16 protein-coding genes are annotated in these 14856 nt (G+C 66.1%); 3 read left to right on the top strand and 13 right to left on the bottom strand.

Annotation, left to right across the window (positions count from 1 at the left end; all coding sequences use genetic code 11):
• Nucleotides 1-99 precede the first annotated feature (99 nt).
• The 10 genes from carA to FCE95_RS02680 form a co-directional block, all read right to left on the bottom strand.
• The gene (carA, locus tag FCE95_RS02725; RefSeq protein WP_137265451.1) at nucleotides 100-1224 is read right to left on the bottom strand and encodes a glutamine-hydrolyzing carbamoyl-phosphate synthase small subunit; all 1125 of its coding nucleotides are present in this window, start codon (nucleotides 1222-1224) and stop codon (nucleotides 100-102) included.
• Between the two features lie 180 nt (nucleotides 1225-1404).
• Nucleotides 1405-2112, bottom strand: coding sequence for a 4-hydroxy-tetrahydrodipicolinate reductase (dapB, locus tag FCE95_RS02720; RefSeq protein ID WP_137265450.1), 708 nt, complete (start codon nucleotides 2110-2112; stop codon nucleotides 1405-1407).
• Between the two features lie 149 nt (nucleotides 2113-2261).
• Nucleotides 2262-3566 (bottom strand): dicarboxylate/amino acid:cation symporter, encoded by a 1305-nt coding sequence (locus FCE95_RS02715; protein WP_137265449.1) that lies wholly within the window; start codon nucleotides 3564-3566, stop codon nucleotides 2262-2264.
• A 45-nt stretch (nucleotides 3567-3611) separates the two neighbouring features.
• Nucleotides 3612-4595 (bottom strand): glycosyltransferase family 2 protein, encoded by a 984-nt coding sequence (locus tag FCE95_RS02710; protein ID WP_137265448.1) that lies wholly within the window; start codon nucleotides 4593-4595, stop codon nucleotides 3612-3614.
• A gap of 16 nt (nucleotides 4596-4611) precedes the next feature.
• On the bottom strand, nucleotides 4612-5739 hold the full coding sequence (dnaJ, locus tag FCE95_RS02705; RefSeq protein WP_137265447.1) for a molecular chaperone DnaJ: 1128 nt from the start codon (nucleotides 5737-5739) through the stop codon (nucleotides 4612-4614).
• Between the two features lie 26 nt (nucleotides 5740-5765).
• Nucleotides 5766-6254 carry a group II truncated hemoglobin gene (locus FCE95_RS02700; RefSeq protein WP_137265446.1) on the bottom strand — a complete coding sequence of 163 codons (489 nt, stop codon included), beginning with the start codon at nucleotides 6252-6254 and terminating at the stop codon, nucleotides 5766-5768.
• 96 nt (nucleotides 6255-6350) lie between these two features.
• Nucleotides 6351-8273 (bottom strand): molecular chaperone DnaK, encoded by a 1923-nt coding sequence (gene dnaK / locus FCE95_RS02695; RefSeq protein WP_137265445.1) that lies wholly within the window; start codon nucleotides 8271-8273, stop codon nucleotides 6351-6353.
• Between the two features lie 170 nt (nucleotides 8274-8443).
• Nucleotides 8444-8959, bottom strand: a complete 516-nt coding sequence (gene grpE, locus FCE95_RS02690) for a nucleotide exchange factor GrpE (protein ID WP_137265444.1) — start codon at nucleotides 8957-8959, stop codon at nucleotides 8444-8446.
• 40 nt (nucleotides 8960-8999) lie between these two features.
• On the bottom strand, nucleotides 9000-10058 hold the full coding sequence (hrcA, locus tag FCE95_RS02685; RefSeq protein WP_137265443.1) for a heat-inducible transcriptional repressor HrcA: 1059 nt from the start codon (nucleotides 10056-10058) through the stop codon (nucleotides 9000-9002).
• Nucleotides 10059-10107: 49 nt separating this feature from the next.
• A complete protein-coding gene (locus FCE95_RS02680) occupies nucleotides 10108-10860 on the bottom strand; it encodes an ankyrin repeat domain-containing protein (protein WP_137265442.1) in 753 nt (250 codons plus the stop codon).
• Between the two features lie 89 nt (nucleotides 10861-10949).
• On the opposite strand from FCE95_RS02680, the gene recN reads away from it, so the two are divergent.
• Nucleotides 10950-12617: a DNA repair protein RecN gene (recN, locus tag FCE95_RS02675; RefSeq protein ID WP_137265441.1), complete on the top strand. Its 1668-nt coding sequence runs from the start codon at nucleotides 10950-10952 to the stop codon at nucleotides 12615-12617.
• Between the two features lie 14 nt (nucleotides 12618-12631).
• Nucleotides 12632-13018, top strand: a complete 387-nt coding sequence (locus FCE95_RS02670; RefSeq protein ID WP_137265440.1) for a RidA family protein — start codon at nucleotides 12632-12634, stop codon at nucleotides 13016-13018.
• A gap of 122 nt (nucleotides 13019-13140) precedes the next feature.
• Here the strand turns inward: FCE95_RS02670 and fur are convergent, their stop codons facing one another.
• Nucleotides 13141-13542, bottom strand: coding sequence for a ferric iron uptake transcriptional regulator (gene fur / locus FCE95_RS02665; protein WP_137265439.1), 402 nt, complete (start codon nucleotides 13540-13542; stop codon nucleotides 13141-13143).
• Nucleotides 13543-13661: 119 nt separating this feature from the next.
• On the opposite strand from fur, the gene FCE95_RS02660 reads away from it, so the two are divergent.
• Complete coding sequence (locus FCE95_RS02660) at nucleotides 13662-14054, top strand: outer membrane protein assembly factor BamE (protein WP_137266420.1); 393 nt, start codon at nucleotides 13662-13664, stop codon at nucleotides 14052-14054.
• Between the two features lie 94 nt (nucleotides 14055-14148).
• Here FCE95_RS02660 and FCE95_RS02655 read toward each other — a convergent pair whose 3' ends face one another.
• Nucleotides 14149-14403 (bottom strand): RnfH family protein, encoded by a 255-nt coding sequence (locus FCE95_RS02655; protein WP_137265438.1) that lies wholly within the window; start codon nucleotides 14401-14403, stop codon nucleotides 14149-14151.
• 7 nt (nucleotides 14404-14410) lie between these two features.
• Nucleotides 14411-14836 carry a type II toxin-antitoxin system RatA family toxin gene (locus tag FCE95_RS02650; RefSeq protein ID WP_137265437.1) on the bottom strand — a complete coding sequence of 142 codons (426 nt, stop codon included), beginning with the start codon at nucleotides 14834-14836 and terminating at the stop codon, nucleotides 14411-14413.
• Nucleotides 14837-14856 lie beyond the last annotated feature (20 nt).

The following is a 14856-nucleotide window of genomic DNA, read 5'->3' as shown; positions in this document are numbered from 1 at the left end:
GGCCTGAGAGCGAAGACACTGAATTCCCGCCTTCGCGGGAATGACGGCTAAAAGCAAAGCGGGCGGTGAGTCCGCTCAGCCATTGGCCGATCCGACCTTTCACCTGCTCGCCTCCATCGCCCCGACAAACCGGTCGAACAGCGGCGCCACATCGTGCGGACCGGGCGAAGCTTCCGGATGTCCCTGGAAACTGAAGGCCGGCGCATCGGTCAAGGCGATGCCCTGATTGCTGCCGTCGAACAGCGAGCGGTGCGTGACCCGGACGTTGGAAGGCAGCGTCGATTCGTCCACTGCGAAACCATGGTTCTGCGAGGTGATCATCACCCGGCCCGTGTCGAGGTCGATCACCGGATGGTTCGCGCCGTGGTGGCCGAATTTCATCTTCAGCGTCTTGGCGCCGATGGCCAGGCCGAGCAGCTGATGCCCCAGGCAGATGCCGTAGGTCGGGATCTTCTTGGCGACGAATTCGCGGATCGCGGCGATCGCGTAATCGCAGGGCTCAGGATCGCCGGGGCCGTTGGACAGGAACACGCCGTCGGGCTTCATCGCCAGTACGTCGGCGGCGGGCGTCTGCGCCGGCACCACCTGCACATCGCAACCGCGCTCGGCCAGCATGCGCAGGATGTTGCGCTTCACGCCGAAATCGTAGGCCACCACCTTGAACCGCGGCGCGGCGGCCGCGAATTCGTTGCGATCCAAGTCCAGTTGGCCTTCGCGCCAAGCGTAGGGCTCGCGGACGCTGACCACTTTGGCCAGATCCATGCCCTTCAGCCCCGGAAACTTGCGCGCGGCTTCGATGGCCTTGTCGGCATCGATCTCGCCGGCCATCAGCGCGCCGTTTTGCGCGCCGCGATCGCGCAGCAGGCGGGTCAGCTTGCGGGTGTCGATGTCGGCGATGGCGACGATGCCGCGCGCCTGCAGCCATTCCGGCAGCGAAACCTGGCTGCGCCAGTTGCTGGGCCGGCGCGGCACGTCGCGCACGATCAGGCCGGCGGCCCAAGTCTGCGCGGCTTCGTCGTCCTGGCCGGTGCAGCCGGTGTTGCCGATGTGGGGATAAGTGAGCGTGACGATCTGCCGGGCGTAGGACGGATCGGTCAGGATTTCCTGGTAGCCGGTCATGGCGGTGTTGAACACCACCTCGCCGACCGATAGGCCGGGCGCGCCTACGGAAACGCCCTCGAAGACCGTTCCGTCTTCAAGGGCCAGGATTGCGGGCTGGGTCACAGGGCTTCGCCTACGTCAGGTTGCAAGAAACCGCCGAAGCGGTCTTCAACCGGTCCGGAGGCGTGTGGTTCAGGCGAGCGGGAATGATACCGGGATGGGCGCGAGGATGCCAGCGAATGCTCTTGTGACAGGGGCTCAGCCCCGACAGGCCCAGTCGGGGCTGAAGCCCTCCCACAAGAGCTACAGCAGATCGCGGAGGCGATAGGCGCCGGCCGGCCGGCCGTGCAGCCGCACCGCCGCATGCAAGGCGCCGCGGGCGAAGATGTCGCGGTTGATGGCGCGATGGACCAATTCGATGCGTTCGCCTTGGCCTGCGAACTGAACCAGATGTTCGCCGACGATGTCGCCGGCGCGCAGGCTGGCGTAACGCGGTTGCGCGCCGCCCTGCTCCGCCGCGGCGCCCAGCGCCAAGGCGGTGCCCGAAGGCGCGTCCTTCTTGCCGTTGTGGTGGGCTTCGACGATGTCGCAATCCCAGCCCGGCAGAGCGGAAGCCGCGCGCTCGACCAGTTCGGACAGCACGGCCACGCCCAGGCTGAAATTGGCGGCCGAAAGCAGAGGAATACGCTCGGCGGCGATGGCGATCGCCGCGCGCTGGGCCTCGCTCAAGCCGGTGGTGCCCGATACGAACGCCGCACCGCGTTCCGCGCACAAGGCCAGGATCGGATCGAAAGCTTCGGCCAGGCTGAAATCGACCGCCACGTCGAACGCCGGCACGCCGGACAACTCGTTGGCCGCGAATTGCGGAACGCCGTCGACGACGCGCTGGCCGACCTTGCGCGACACCGCGCCGACGACGGCGCAATCCTCGCGTTCGGCGGCCAGGCGCATCAAGGCTTGGCCCATGCGGCCGGAGGCGCCATGGATCAGCAATTTAACGGGTTCGGTCATGCGTGCAGGCTAGCCGTACCCGCCAAGTCCGACAAGAGCCGTTGACTTTGTAGGAGCGGCTTCAACCGCGAGCTCTTCCTATCAAACCGCGGCGATGTCGCGATTTGGAATAAAAACCCGCGGCTGAAGCCGCTCCTACAAAGAGCCGACTAATCGCCTTGGTCGGGGTCCCGCGACACGGCGATGTTTTCCGGCTGCGGGCCGGTCGCGAACGCGGCGCGCATCTTGCCGTCGTCGCGCAGGCCTTCCCACTTCGCGACGACCATCGTCGCCACGCCGTTGCCGATGAAGTTGGTGATGGCGCGCGCTTCGGACATGAAGCGGTCCACGCCCAGCACCAACGCCACGCCTTCCACCGGCACTTTGCCGCCCAACGCGGCCAGGGTCGCCGCGAGCGTCACGAAGCCCGAACCGGTCACGCCGGCCGCGCCTTTCGAAGTGAGCAGCAGCACGGCGATCAAGGTCAATTCCTCGCCCAGGCTCAAGTCCACACCGACGGCTTGGGCGATGAACACCGCCGCCATCGTCAAGTAGATGCAGGTGCCGTCCAGATTGAACGAATAGCCCGTCGGCACCACCAACCCGACCACCGCGCGGTCGCATCCGGCGTCTTCCAACCGTTTCAACAACCGCGGCAAGGCCGATTCCGACGACGACGTGCCCAGCACCAGCAGCAATTCGCCGCGGATGTATTTCAGGAACGCCCACAACGAGAAGCCCGACAGCCTGGCCACCGCGCCGAGCACGACGAATACGAAGGCGAAACAGGTGATGTAGACCGCGAACAGCAGCCAGCCCAGCGACGCTAACGAACCGACGCCGAACTTGCCGATGGTGAAAGCCATCGCGCCGAACGCGCCGATCGGCGCGAGCCGCATGATCATGCCCACGATGTTGAAGAACATCTGCGACAAGCTTTCTGCCGTTACGAGCAAGCGCTCGCCGAGCCCGCCCATCCGGGTGAGCGCGATCCCGGCGAGGATCGCCACCAGCAGCACCTGCAGCAGCTTGCCTTCGGTGAAGGCGGACAGGAAATCGTGCGGGATGATGTCCAGCAAGAACGCGACCGTGCCCTGCTCGTGCGCCGCCTTCTGGTATTGGGCGATGCCGGAAGCGTCGATCTGCGCGGGATGGATGTTCATGCCCGCGCCGGGCTTCAAGGTGTTGGCGACCACCAGCCCGATCACCAGCGCCAGCGTGGTCAGCGCTTCGAAGTAGATCAGCGCCTTCAGCCCGATTTTGCCGACGTGGCGCAGATCGCCGATCTTGGCGATGCCGGCGACGATGGTCAGGAAGATCACCGGCGCGACGATCATCTTGACCAGCTTGATGAAGCCGTCGCCGAGCGGCTTCATCTTCGTGCCTAGCTCGGGCTGGAAGTGGCCGAGCAGGACGCCGATCGCGATCGCGACCAGCACCTGCAGATACAGGTTCTTCCACCAGCCCTTGGCCATGCCGCCCTCCCAGACGAACGGGCCGAGCCTAGCATGGCGCCGCGGTTACGCGGGTCGCCGCGGGGCTTTGGACGAAGGCAGCAAAGAGAAGGGAAAACGCCTGCGTTCCGCGGCGTCGATCCGGTCCTGCAACGCGTTGATCTCGACGCAGGTCTTGGCCAGGAAAGCGTCGAACGCGGCTACCGGATGGCTCCGAGCCAATGCCTTGTGCTCGATCGCGTCCGTCGGCAAGCCGATCCGGCGGTCGTCGTCTCCCAACGTCGCCGCTTCGTCGCCGTCGCCGGCCGCGTATTCCAAGGCGAACCTGAGCAGGTCCTCGTCGCCGAGCCGATAGCCCCGGGACCGCACTTCGCACGCCAAGACGTCCCAATGGAAGCCTTCGTTCGGCAGGCGGTCGCGCTTGATCGACAAGGTATGGCTGCCGATCACCGCTTTCTGCATGAGCTGATCGCTGCTGCGCACCGGCACGTGCAGCAGTTCGAGCCGGACTTCGGCGCCGGCGGCGCCGACTAATGCATGGTTGCCGGGCTCGAGCGTGCAATCCTTGGCCAAGCGGTTCGGAATGACGGCCTTGTAGTACTGGGCCGGTTCGTGTGAACGCAGACGGAAGTTCGCATGCAGCGGCGCGTCGGCGCCGAAGTAGTCGCCCGAGACGGGCACGAACGTGCGCCAGGGCATCTTGCCGTAGCGATCATGCCCCAAGGAATCGGCCAGGGATTCGAGCCAGGAAGCGGGCGGCGTCAGGAATTCATCCGCGTCCAGCGGCACGATGAAGTCGTACTTGCCGGTGGCGGCCGCATCGCGCACCAGGCGGGTGAGCGTCTGCGCCTGCGTCTGCTGGATGCCCTTGAACGGCACCACCGTGATCGGATGTCCGGCGTCCTTGAGTTTCTGCAGGATCGCCGTCGTACCGTCGCTGCTGTCGTGATCGACGATGTAGAGATGCTCGAAAGCGCGCAGATTGATCCTGACGAACAGCTCGATGATGTCGCCTTCGTTCTTCACCATCGAAACGGCGGCGGCTTTCATCGCGAACGGTCCTCGGTCAGGAGGTCATACGATCCCAGAAACCCTTGACGCCGTCCATGAAGGTGCTGGACTTGGGCGAATGGCGGCGCGCGCCGTCGCCGACGAAGGTGGCTTCGAACTGTTCCAGCAGCTCGCGTTGCTGCGTGGTCAAGTTGACCGGCGTCTCCACCACCACTTTGCAGTACAGATCGCCCGGGCTGCGGCTGCGCACCGATTTGACGCCCTTGTCGCGCAGGCGGAATACCTTGCCCGTTTGGGTTTCGGCCGGAATCCGTATCTCGGCCTCGCCGTCGAGCGTGGGCACGCGCACGCTGTCGCCCAGCGCGGCCTGGGAAATCCGGATCGGCACTTCGCAATGCAGATCGTCGCCGTCGCGCTCGAAGATATCGTGTTCGCGGACGCGCACCTCGACGTACAGATCGCCCGGCGGCGTGCCCGGCGGACCGGCTTCGCCTTCGCCGGACAGGCGGATGCGGTCGCCGTTGTCGACGCCGGCGGGAATCTTCACCGACAGCACTTTGTCCTGCTCGATGCGGCCGTTGCCGTGGCACTCCGCGCAGGGATTCTTGATGGTCTTGCCGCGTCCGCCGCAATGCGGGCAAGGCTGCTGCATCGAGAAGATGCCGCGCTGCAGGCGGACTTGGCCGTGGCCATGGCAGGTGGCGCAGGTTTCCAGCTTGCCGTCTTCCGAACCGGAACCCTTGCAGTGCTCGCAAGCGGTCAAGGTCGGGATTTCGATGCGCTTTTCGATGCCGGCGACGGCTTCTTCCAGGTCCAGCTCCATCACATAGCCGATGTCGGCGCCGCGGCGCGGACCGCGGGCGGCACCGCCGCCGAAAATATTGCCGAAGATGTCGCCGAAAATGTCGCCCACGTCGCCGAATCCGGCCGGGCCGCGGTTGCCGCCACCCATGCCGTGCTCGAACGCGGCGTGGCCGTGCGCGTCGTACATGCGGCGCTTGCCGCCGTCGGACAGCACTTCGTAAGCCTCTTTGCATTCCTTGAACGCGGCTTCGGCTTCCTTGTCGCCGGGATTGCGGTCCGGGTGGTGTTTCATGGCGCAGCGGCGATAAGCCTTCTTCAGCTCCTCATCGGTCGCCGTGCGCGCCACGCCCAGTACTTCGTAGTAGTCCCGCTTGCTCATGCGTCTCTTTCTTCAGCTCGCGCCGCTCAAGGAGCGACGTAAGGTCCTTTGGTTTCGCCCCAGCCCCATTGCGGCATCGGCGCGTCTTCGGTTACTTCGGCGCCCGGCTGCGAATTGATCACGGCCAAGCGGGTGCCCCATTCGATGTAGCCGACGAAGGCGGAACGGAATTCCGGGTCGTCCGGCAATCCGATGTCGTCGCCCGAGTCGATCAGCAGCTCCACCCAGCGGCGGCGCTGCTTTTCCTGCAAATGCCGGTTCAAATGGTGCCGGATCATCTCCGCATGTCCGCCGTGTTCGTCCGAATACGCCTTCGGGCCGCCGAACACTTCGGCCAGGAACTTGGCCACGTGTTGCGGATGCTCCGGATCCATCCGCACGAACACCGGCTGCAGCAGCGGATCGGCCTTGACCTTGGCGTAGAACACATCGGTCAGCTTCAGCAGCGCCGGCATGCCGCCGGCCCAGTCGTACAGGCTGGGCGGCGCGGGATTTTCCGGTGTCTCGTTGGCCATCGTGCGATCCGTTCGCCTCATAGGCTGGGAGGACTCAAAAGAAACGGGAGCACGCAGCGGACCACGTCTCCCGTTTCCTCATGATAAGCCTGCGGCTTACTTCTTCTCGTCGTCCTTGACCTCGGTGAACTCGGCGTCGACCACGTCGTCGCTCTTCGCCGACGAAGCGCCGGCGTCGGACTCGGCGCCCGGCTGCTGACCGGCCGCCGCGGCCGCGTACAACGACTGCGCGGCTTCTTCCAAAGCCTTCGACTTGGCCTCGATCTGGCCCTTGTCGTCGCCCTTCATCGCGGTTTCCAACTCGGCCAGCGCCGCTTCGGTACGGCCGATGATCTCGCCGCCGACCTTGTCGCCGTGTTCCTTGATCGCGGTGCGGGTGCCGTGGATCAGGGCGTCGGCCTGGTTGCGGGCGGTGACCAGCTCGTGGAATTTCTTGTCTTCCTCGCGATGCGCTTCGGCATCGCTGACCATGCGCTGGATCTCTTCGTCCGACAGGCCCGAACCGGCCTTGATCTCGACCTTCTGCTCCTTGCCGGTCTTCTTGTCCTTGGCGTGGACGTGCAGGATGCCGTTGGCGTCGATGTCGAAGGACACCTCCACCTGCGGCATGCCGCGCGGCGCCGGCTCGATGCCGGACAAATCGAACTTGGCCAGCGATTTGTTGTAACGGGCCTGTTCGCGCTCGCCCTGCAGCACGTGCACCGTCACCGCGGACTGGTTGTCCTCGGCAGTGGAGAAGGTCTGCGAAGCCTTGGTCGGGATGGTGGTGTTCTTTTCGATGATCTTGGTGAACACGCCGCCCAGGGTTTCGATGCCCAGGCTCAGCGGGGTCACGTCGAGCAGCAGCACGTCCTTGACGTCGCCGGCCAGCACGCCGCCCTGGATCGCGGCGCCCAGCGCCACGGCCTCGTCGGGGTTCACGTCCTTGCGCGGTTCCTTGCCGAAGAAGTCGGCCACGGCCTGCTGTACCTTCGGCATGCGAGTCTGGCCGCCGACCAGGATCACTTCGCTGATTTCGCTGGCGCGCAGGCCGGCGTCGTTCAGCGCGATCTTGCAGGGTTCGATGGTCTTCTTGATCAGATCGTCGACTAGCGCTTCCAATTTGGCGCGGGTCAGCTTCAAATTCAGATGCTTCGGGCCGGAGGCGTCGGCCGTCACGTACGGCAGGTTCACTTCGGTCTGCTGCGAGGACGACAGTTCGATCTTGGCGCGTTCGGCCGCGTCCTTCAGGCGCTGCAGGGCCAGCGGATCCTTGCGCAGGTCGATGCCCTGCTCCTTCTGGAACTCGTCGACCAAATAATCGATGACGCGCTTGTCGAAATCTTCGCCGCCCAGGAAGGTGTCGCCGTTGGTGGCCAACACTTCGAACTGCTTCTCGCCGTCGATGTTGGCGATTTCGATGATCGACACGTCGAACGTGCCGCCGCCCAGGTCGTACACGGCGATCTTGCGGTCCTTGTTGTCGCCCTTGTCCAGGCCGTAGGCCAGCGCAGCCGCGGTCGGCTCGTTGATGATGCGCTTGACGTCCAGGCCGGCGATGCGGCCGGCGTCCTTGGTCGCCTGGCGTTGCGAATCGTTGAAGTAAGCCGGCACGGTGATCACGGCTTCGGTGACGGTCTCGCCGAGGAAGGCTTCGGCCGTCTTCTTCATCTTTTCCAGGATGCGCGCGGACACTTCCTGCGGCGACAGCTTCTTGCCGTCGCTGGTCGCGACCCAGGCGTCGCCGTTGTCGTGCTCGACGATCGCGTACGGCACCAGGTCGAGGTCCTTCTTGACCTCGGCGTCGCCGAACTTGCGGCCGATCAGGCGCTTGACCGCGTAGAACGTGTTCTTGGGATTGGTCACCGCCTGGCGCTTGGCCGAGGCGCCGACCAGGACTTCGCCGTCCTTGCTGTAGGCGACGATGGAAGGCGTGGTGCGGTCGCCCTCGGAATTCTCGATGACGCGGGCCTTGCCGCCTTCCATGATCGCCACGCACGAATTGGTCGTGCCGAGGTCGATGCCGATGATCTTACCCATGGTGTTGCTCCCTCTCTGAATCTGAATTTTTGGGGCGGTTTGCCCGCCGATGTCGGTTATTTGGGGCCTGGACGCAGGCGTTCAAGCGCCCCGGCGCCGCTTTTGTGGGAGGGGCTTCAGCCCCGACTGCCATCTGTCGGGGCTGAAGCCCCTCCCACAAGAGCCAAGCCTCAATCGTGTTTGGCCACTACCACCATGGCCGGGCGAAGCAGCCGATCGTTCAGCACATAACCCTTCTGGAAGGTCTGGACGACGGCGCCGGGCGGTACGCCCTGGGCATCGATCGCGCTGACCGCCTGGTGGCGTTCGGGATCGAAACTGTCCCCAGCCATCGGCGCCACCTCGGCCAGACCGTTGGCCTCGGCCACCTTGTGCAACTGGCGCAGGGTGAGTTCGGCGCCGGCGCGCAGCGGGTCGTTTTCCGGGGCGTTCTGCAGGGCCGCCTCCAGGCTGTCGAAGACCGGCAGCAGGTCGGCCAGCAGGCGCTCGTTGGCGAATTTGCGGGCCATGTCCAGGTCGCGGGCCAAGCGCTTGCGCTGGTTGTCCAGATCGGCGCGCTCGCGCAGGGATTCGGCGCGCAGCTGCTCCAACTCGGCCTTCAGGCTCTCGATAAGCCCGTACAGCGGGTGATCGGCTTCCAAAGCGGCTTCGGCCGCCTGTTCTGAGGTTTGTTCGTTCGAAGTCATCGCGGGTTCCGGGGCGGTCGTCCTGCCGCCTGCCCCCCACCTATGAGGGTTGGGAGCCCGGATTCAAGGCGGAGCCCAACGCATCGGCCGCCGCTTGGACCACCGGGATCACCCGGTCGTAGGCCATCCGCGTGGGGCCGATCACGCCCAGCACGCCCAGAACGCGGCCGCCGGAGGTATACGGCGCGGTCACCAGCGAGACGCCTTCCAGCGGCGCCAATCCGGTTTCTTCGCCGATGAAGATGCGAACGCCCGGCGCATCCACGGTGCGCTCCAACAGCTGCAGGATCTCGCGCTTGCGGGCGAAGGCTTCGAAGAGGTCGCGCAAGCGGTCCAGGTCGGACAGGTCTTGGACGCCGATCAAGCGGGTTTGGCCGGCCAGCAGCATGTCCTCGGCGCCGGGCGCCAAGGCCTGTTCGGCCAGTTCGGTGGCCTGGGCCAGCAACAATTCCATTTCGCTGCGGGCGCTGCGCATCTCGTGCAGCAGAGTGGCGCGGATGTCGGCCAGCGGCCGGCCGGCGAAATGGGTGTTGAGATAGTTGGCGACGCGCTCCAGTTCGGCCGGGCCGTAGGCGCGGCGGGTCTGGATGATGCGGTTCTGCACATCGTTGTCGGCGAACACCAAAATCGCCAGCACCCGCTGCCCGTCCAGCGGCAGGAAATCGATGTGCTTGAACGCGAACTGGCCGCGCTGCGGCACGCTGACCACGCCGACGAAATGGGTCATCGCCGACAACAGCTCGGACGCGTTGCCGAGCAGGTTCTGGGTGCCCGCCCCCGCCGGCAATTCGCTGCGCAACCTCGAAAGCTCGCCTTCGGCCAAAGGCTTGACCTGCAGCAGGCTGTCGACGAATACGCGGTAGCCCTGCACGGTCGGCACCCGGCCGGCCGAGGCGTGCGGCGCGCTCAGCAGGCCGCTGTCCTCCAAGTCGGACAGGATGTTGCGGATGGTGGCCGGGCTGACGTCAAGCCCCGCATGCTTGGCCAGGGTTTGCGAACCGACCGGCTCGCCGTCGCGGATGTAGCGCGCGATCAGCGTGCGCAGCAATTGCCGGGCGCGCGGGTCGAGAGGGCTGTCGTCGGCGAAAGGTCGGCTCACGGAGGCGATATAAGCCGCGGAGCCGGCGCGCGCAAGCCGCGGAGTCCGTTCAACCCAGTTCGCGCGACGAACGGGCGCCGCGGCCGCGCAACCAGTCCGCCAAGTCGCCGGCGTCGCTTCTGAGCGCGGCGTCGAGCGGCGTCATCGGTTCCCAGGACGCGATCCAATTCAGTTCCGCTCCGCGATCCAACAGGTATTCGGCGCACTCGCGGCGGTCGCCGTGGCAGGCGCCCCAGAACGCGCAGGAAATGTCCTCGGCTTCGGGCGGAGGCGAAGTTTCGAAGCGCGCCCGGATCCGGTCGAGCAGGCCCATCGTCGCCTCGTCGACGATATTCGTTTTCGCGCCCCGCTCGACCAGCCGCGCGGCCGCTTTCCATTGCCGGAAAGCGCGCGCGTCGGCCAACGGCGTGCCGCCGCCGATCACCGCGCCCGGCGCTTCGATATCGGCGCCCGCGTCGAGCAAGGCGTCCAGCGCCGCGACATCGTCGCAGCTGGCTGCCCAATGCAGCGCCGTCTCGGCGTGCGCGCCGGCGAAGCGCGCATCGACGTCGGCCCCGGCCCGCACCAGCTCGGCGATGGTTTCGGCGACGCGCGGAAAGTGGCCGGGCCAATCGGTGGCGATGTGCAGCAGCGAACGCTCGCCGCGACCGCAGTTCGTGCCGTCGCTGACGATGCGCGCGGTCGCCAGACCGGGGTTGTCCGCCAGCAATCGCCGCAGCGCCGCCGCATCGCCGGCCTGGATCGCCCCGAATGCGGCGAGGGCCAGCGGTGCGTGGTCCGGAATGGGGTCGGCGATCGTCATGGGCGCAAGGTATAGGCCGATGCGGCCTTGTCGCAAGTTTCGCGACCCGCGCATGGCAGGCTGCCGAACCGCACGGCACAATTGCACCCATGCTGACGCTCCTGTCGATCAAAGACTTCGCCGTGGTCAAGGCCGCCGAACTCGAATTCGGCCCGGGCCTGACCGTGATTTCGGGCGAAACCGGTGCCGGCAAGTCGCTATTGGTCGATGCGCTGGGTTTTTTGTCCGGCTTGCGCGCCGACAGCGGCATGGTCCGCCACGGCGCCGAGCGCGCCGAACTGAGCGCGCAATTCGACCTGGCCGACACCGCGCCCGCCCGCGACTGGTTGCGCGAGCAGGAGCTGGACGAGGGCGACGACTGCCAACTCCGCCGCACCCTGCGCGCCGACGGCGGCTCCAAGGCCTGGATCAACGGCCGCCCGGCGACCCTGGCCCAGCTGGCCGAGTTGGCCGGCTTGCTGGTGGAAATCCATGGCCAGCACGAACACCAGGCCTTGCTCTCCAAAAGCAGCCAATTGGCTTTGCTCGACGGCTATGGCGGCCATGAAGCGGCGTTGGACGACGTCGCCGCCGCCGCTGCGCAATGGAGCACCTTGCTGCGCGAGCGCGAGGCCTTGTCCAAACAAGGCGACGTCTCCGATCGCATCGCCTATCTCGAACACCAATTGGGCGAACTCGAGCGCGAATCGCTGGCGCCCGAGGCCATCGCCGAACTCGGCGCCTCGCACCGCCGCCATGCCCACGCCGCGGCCTTGATCGCGGCCTGCGATGCCGCTTTCGCCCGCCTCGCCGGCGAGGACGCGCCGTCGATGGCGCGGCAGTTGCAGCAAAGCCGCATCGACCTCGCTCGCGTGGCCGAACACGAATCCCGCTTGACCGACGTGGATGCGCTGCTCGACGCCGCCGCGATCCAACTGGACGAAGCCGCCGCTCTGATCGAGCGCATCCGCGAAGACCTGGACGTGGACCCCGAGCAATTCGAAGAGATGGAGCGCCGGCTGGGCCGCATCCACGACTTGGCCCGAAAACACCGCGTCGCGCCGGAACAACTGGCGGTGCAACAAGAAGCCTTGGCGGCCGAACTCGAATCCTTGCGCGGCGCCGGCAAGCGCGTGGCGGCGCTGGACGGCGAAATCGAATCGGCCCGCGGCCGATGGCGCACGGCGGCCGATGCGCTTTCGAAAGCGCGCGCCAAAGCCGCCAAGGCGCTCTCGCGTTCGACCACGTCCCTGATCGGCGAATTGGGCATGGGCGGCGGCAAATTCGAAGTCGCGCTGGAGCCGCAGAACGGCGAGCGGCCCGACGCGAACGGCGCCGAACGGGTCGAGTTCCTGGTTTCGGCCAACGCCGGTCAGCCGCCGCGGCCGTTGCGCAAAGTCGCTTCGGGCGGCGAGCTGTCGCGCATCTCGCTGGCGATCGAAGTCGCCGCGCTCGGCGGCGATCTGGTGCCGACGATGGTGTTCGACGAAGTCGACTCGGGCATCGGCGGCGCCGTCGCCGAGATCGTCGGCCAAAAGCTGCGCGCCTTGGGCGGGAAGCGGCAGGCTTTGTGCGTCACCCATTTGCCCCAGGTCGCGGCGCAGGGCCATGCGCACTACCGCGTCAGCAAGGCGGCCAGCGACGGCGTCACCCAAAGCGCCGTGGAGCGCCTGGACGCCAAGCAGCGCGGCGAGGAATTGGCGCGCATGCTCGGCGGCGTGGAAGTCAGCAAGGAAGCACGCGCAGCGGCCAAGCGGCTGCTGGACAACGTCAATTGACGAAAGGAAATCCCTTGGACACGAAGATCCACAACCCGAGCGCAGGCGTCTACGCCGCTACTGACGATTACGTGCACGCCATCGAAGTGCTCGACCCGCAACGGTTCCTGTTCGTCAGCGGCACGATGGGACTGGATGCGGACGGCATCGCCGGCGCGACGCTGGACGATCAGCTGCGGCTGATCTGGTCGAACCTGCGCGCCATCCTCGCCAGCGCCGGCATGACCGTCGACAACATCGTCAGGCTGACCAGCTATTTGCGCGATCCGGCCTATGCCCAAGCCAACCAGGACGCGCGCATCGCCGCGCTCGGCGAGCGCCGCATACCGACCACCGCCATCGTGGTGCAAACCTTGTCGCCGGATTGGCTGGTGGAGATCGAGATCGTCGCCTCTGCATAAGGCGTGTGGCGTCCGTCTCAAGAGCGGGCTTGTGGGAGCGGCTTTAGCCGCGAGCTTTTCCCGACCAAGCGATCTCTCGAAAAGAGCTCGCGGCTAAAGCCGCTCCCACAAAGAACAGGTCGCTAGCGCTTCTTGCGGACGTACAGCACCAGCGAATGCTCTTCCAGCAGGTAACCGTGCCGGGCGGCGATTTCGTGCTGCAGCTTCTCGATCTCGACGCTCTCGAATTCGATGATCTTGCCGGTATCGATGTCGACCATATGGTCGTGGTGGCCGCCGCGGTCGAGCTCGTAGACCGCGTGTCCGCCTTCGAAGTTGTGCTTCAGCACCAGCCCGGCCGCCTCGAACTGGGTCAGCACGCGATAGACCGTGGCCAGGCCGATCTCCTCGCCCTCTTCCAGCAGGTGCCGGTAGATGTCCTCGGCGGTCATGTGGCGCGGCTTGGCCTGCTCCAGCAGCTCCAGGATGCGCATCCGCGGATGGGTGACCTTGAGGCCGACCTTGCGTAGTTCTTGCGATTCCATCAGCACTCCGGGGCGCGGTAACCAGGGATGAACGCGATGGCTGGCGCGGGCGGGTCCGCGTGGCTTCGGTGTATTATCGCCGGAATCCGTCCCGCCGCGAACCCTGAATGCGCAAGCCGATCCAAGCCGCCCTCCTCGTCGCCCTCGCCGCGCTGACCGCGGGCTGCGGCATCCTGTACCGGCAGCCGATCTATCAGGGCAATCTGCTCGAGAAGACGGCGGTCGATCAGCTGCAGCCCGGCATGAGCAAGCAGCAGGTTTCCGCGTTGCTCGGCTCGCCCTCGATCGCCGACCCGTTCCACCACGAACGCTGGGACTACACCACCACCCAGCGCATCGGCCGCATCGGCAAGACCGAGATCAAGAACCTGACCGTGTATTTCGAGAACGATGCCGTGGCCAAGTGGGAAGGCGAATATTTCCCGGAACAGGACGACAAGCTGGCCAAGCTGGCGCCCAAGCAGTTCGGCTACAACTTGAAGAAAGACGACAAGAAGAAGGGCCGCCGCTAAGCCCCGCTTTTCGTAGAGTCGAGCCTGCTCGACTGCTCTTGGTCGGTGAACGGAAGAAAAGCAGTCGAGCAAGGCTCGACTCTACAAACGCGATTCAGGCCTTCCGTGCCCTTTTGCGCCTAGCGTCCTTGGGATCGGCCTGCAGCGGCCGCAGCAACTCCACACGGTCTCCGTCGCGCAATGCGGTACCCGCCTCCGCGCGCTGGCCGTACACCGCGTAACCCGATACCTCCGACAAGCCGTCCCAGCCGGCCGCCTTGACGGCGTCGCGCACGCAAGCGCCTTCGGGCAGCTCCAGCCGCACCGATTCGGCCTTCCTCGGCCACGCCAGCACAACTTCGACCCTCATCCCGGCCTCAACCGCGATCCGCCGTGCGCACGAAATCGTCGACCATGCGGTCGGCCAGCCCCTGCATGCCCATCGCCAAGGCCGGCGCCATCAGCTTGGACGCGGCTTCGAAGGCCAAGGTAAGCGTCACTTTGCAGGCGGACTCGTCCAGCGCGTGGAATTCCCAGCGCCCGCCCAGGCTCTTGAACGGCCCGTCGCGCAGCGTCATATCGATGTGGTGCGGCGGCGAGAGCGCGTTTTCGGTGACGAACCAGCTGCGGAAGCCGCCCAGCTTCAGGTCCAACCGCGCCACCACGCGCCGCTCGTCCGCTTCCAGCACCTGCGCCGCTTCGCACCACTCGAAGCGGCGCGGATAGGCGGCGATGTCGTTGACCAACGCGAACATGCGCGCGGCGGAGTGTTCGACCAAGGCGGTACGGCGGATGGTGGGCATGGCGGGAAATTAGCGCGCCG

It is taken from the genome of Luteimonas gilva, from assembly GCF_005239095.1.
In the GTDB taxonomy this organism is placed as follows: domain Bacteria; phylum Pseudomonadota; class Gammaproteobacteria; order Xanthomonadales; family Xanthomonadaceae; genus Luteimonas_C; species Luteimonas_C gilva.
The sequence above is the reverse complement of the archived record's forward strand: the minus strand, read 5'-3'. Positions and strand labels throughout refer to the sequence as shown.

Coding starts and splice junctions, on each gene's coding strand:
- grpE (WP_137265444.1), bottom strand. CDS start 8,959: ATGACTTCGAACGAACAAACCTCAGAACAGGCGGCCGAAGCCGCTTTG.
- FCE95_RS02650 (WP_137265437.1), bottom strand. CDS start 14,836: ATGCCCACCATCCGCCGTACCGCCTTGGTCGAACACTCCGCCGCGCGC.
- fur (WP_137265439.1), bottom strand. CDS start 13,542: ATGGAATCGCAAGAACTACGCAAGGTCGGCCTCAAGGTCACCCATCCG.
- FCE95_RS02715 (WP_137265449.1), bottom strand. CDS start 3,566: ATGGCCAAGGGCTGGTGGAAGAACCTGTATCTGCAGGTGCTGGTCGCG.
- dnaJ (WP_137265447.1), bottom strand. CDS start 5,739: ATGAGCAAGCGGGACTACTACGAAGTACTGGGCGTGGCGCGCACGGCG.
- recN (WP_137265441.1), top strand. CDS start 10,950: ATGCTGACGCTCCTGTCGATCAAAGACTTCGCCGTGGTCAAGGCCGCC.
- FCE95_RS02700 (WP_137265446.1), bottom strand. CDS start 6,254: ATGGCCAACGAGACACCGGAAAATCCCGCGCCGCCCAGCCTGTACGAC.
- FCE95_RS02710 (WP_137265448.1), bottom strand. CDS start 4,595: ATGAAAGCCGCCGCCGTTTCGATGGTGAAGAACGAAGGCGACATCATC.
- dapB (WP_137265450.1), bottom strand. CDS start 2,112: ATGACCGAACCCGTTAAATTGCTGATCCATGGCGCCTCCGGCCGCATG.
- FCE95_RS02680 (WP_137265442.1), bottom strand. CDS start 10,860: ATGACGATCGCCGACCCCATTCCGGACCACGCACCGCTGGCCCTCGCC.
- dnaK (WP_137265445.1), bottom strand. CDS start 8,273: ATGGGTAAGATCATCGGCATCGACCTCGGCACGACCAATTCGTGCGTG.
- FCE95_RS02655 (WP_137265438.1), bottom strand. CDS start 14,403: ATGAGGGTCGAAGTTGTGCTGGCGTGGCCGAGGAAGGCCGAATCGGTG.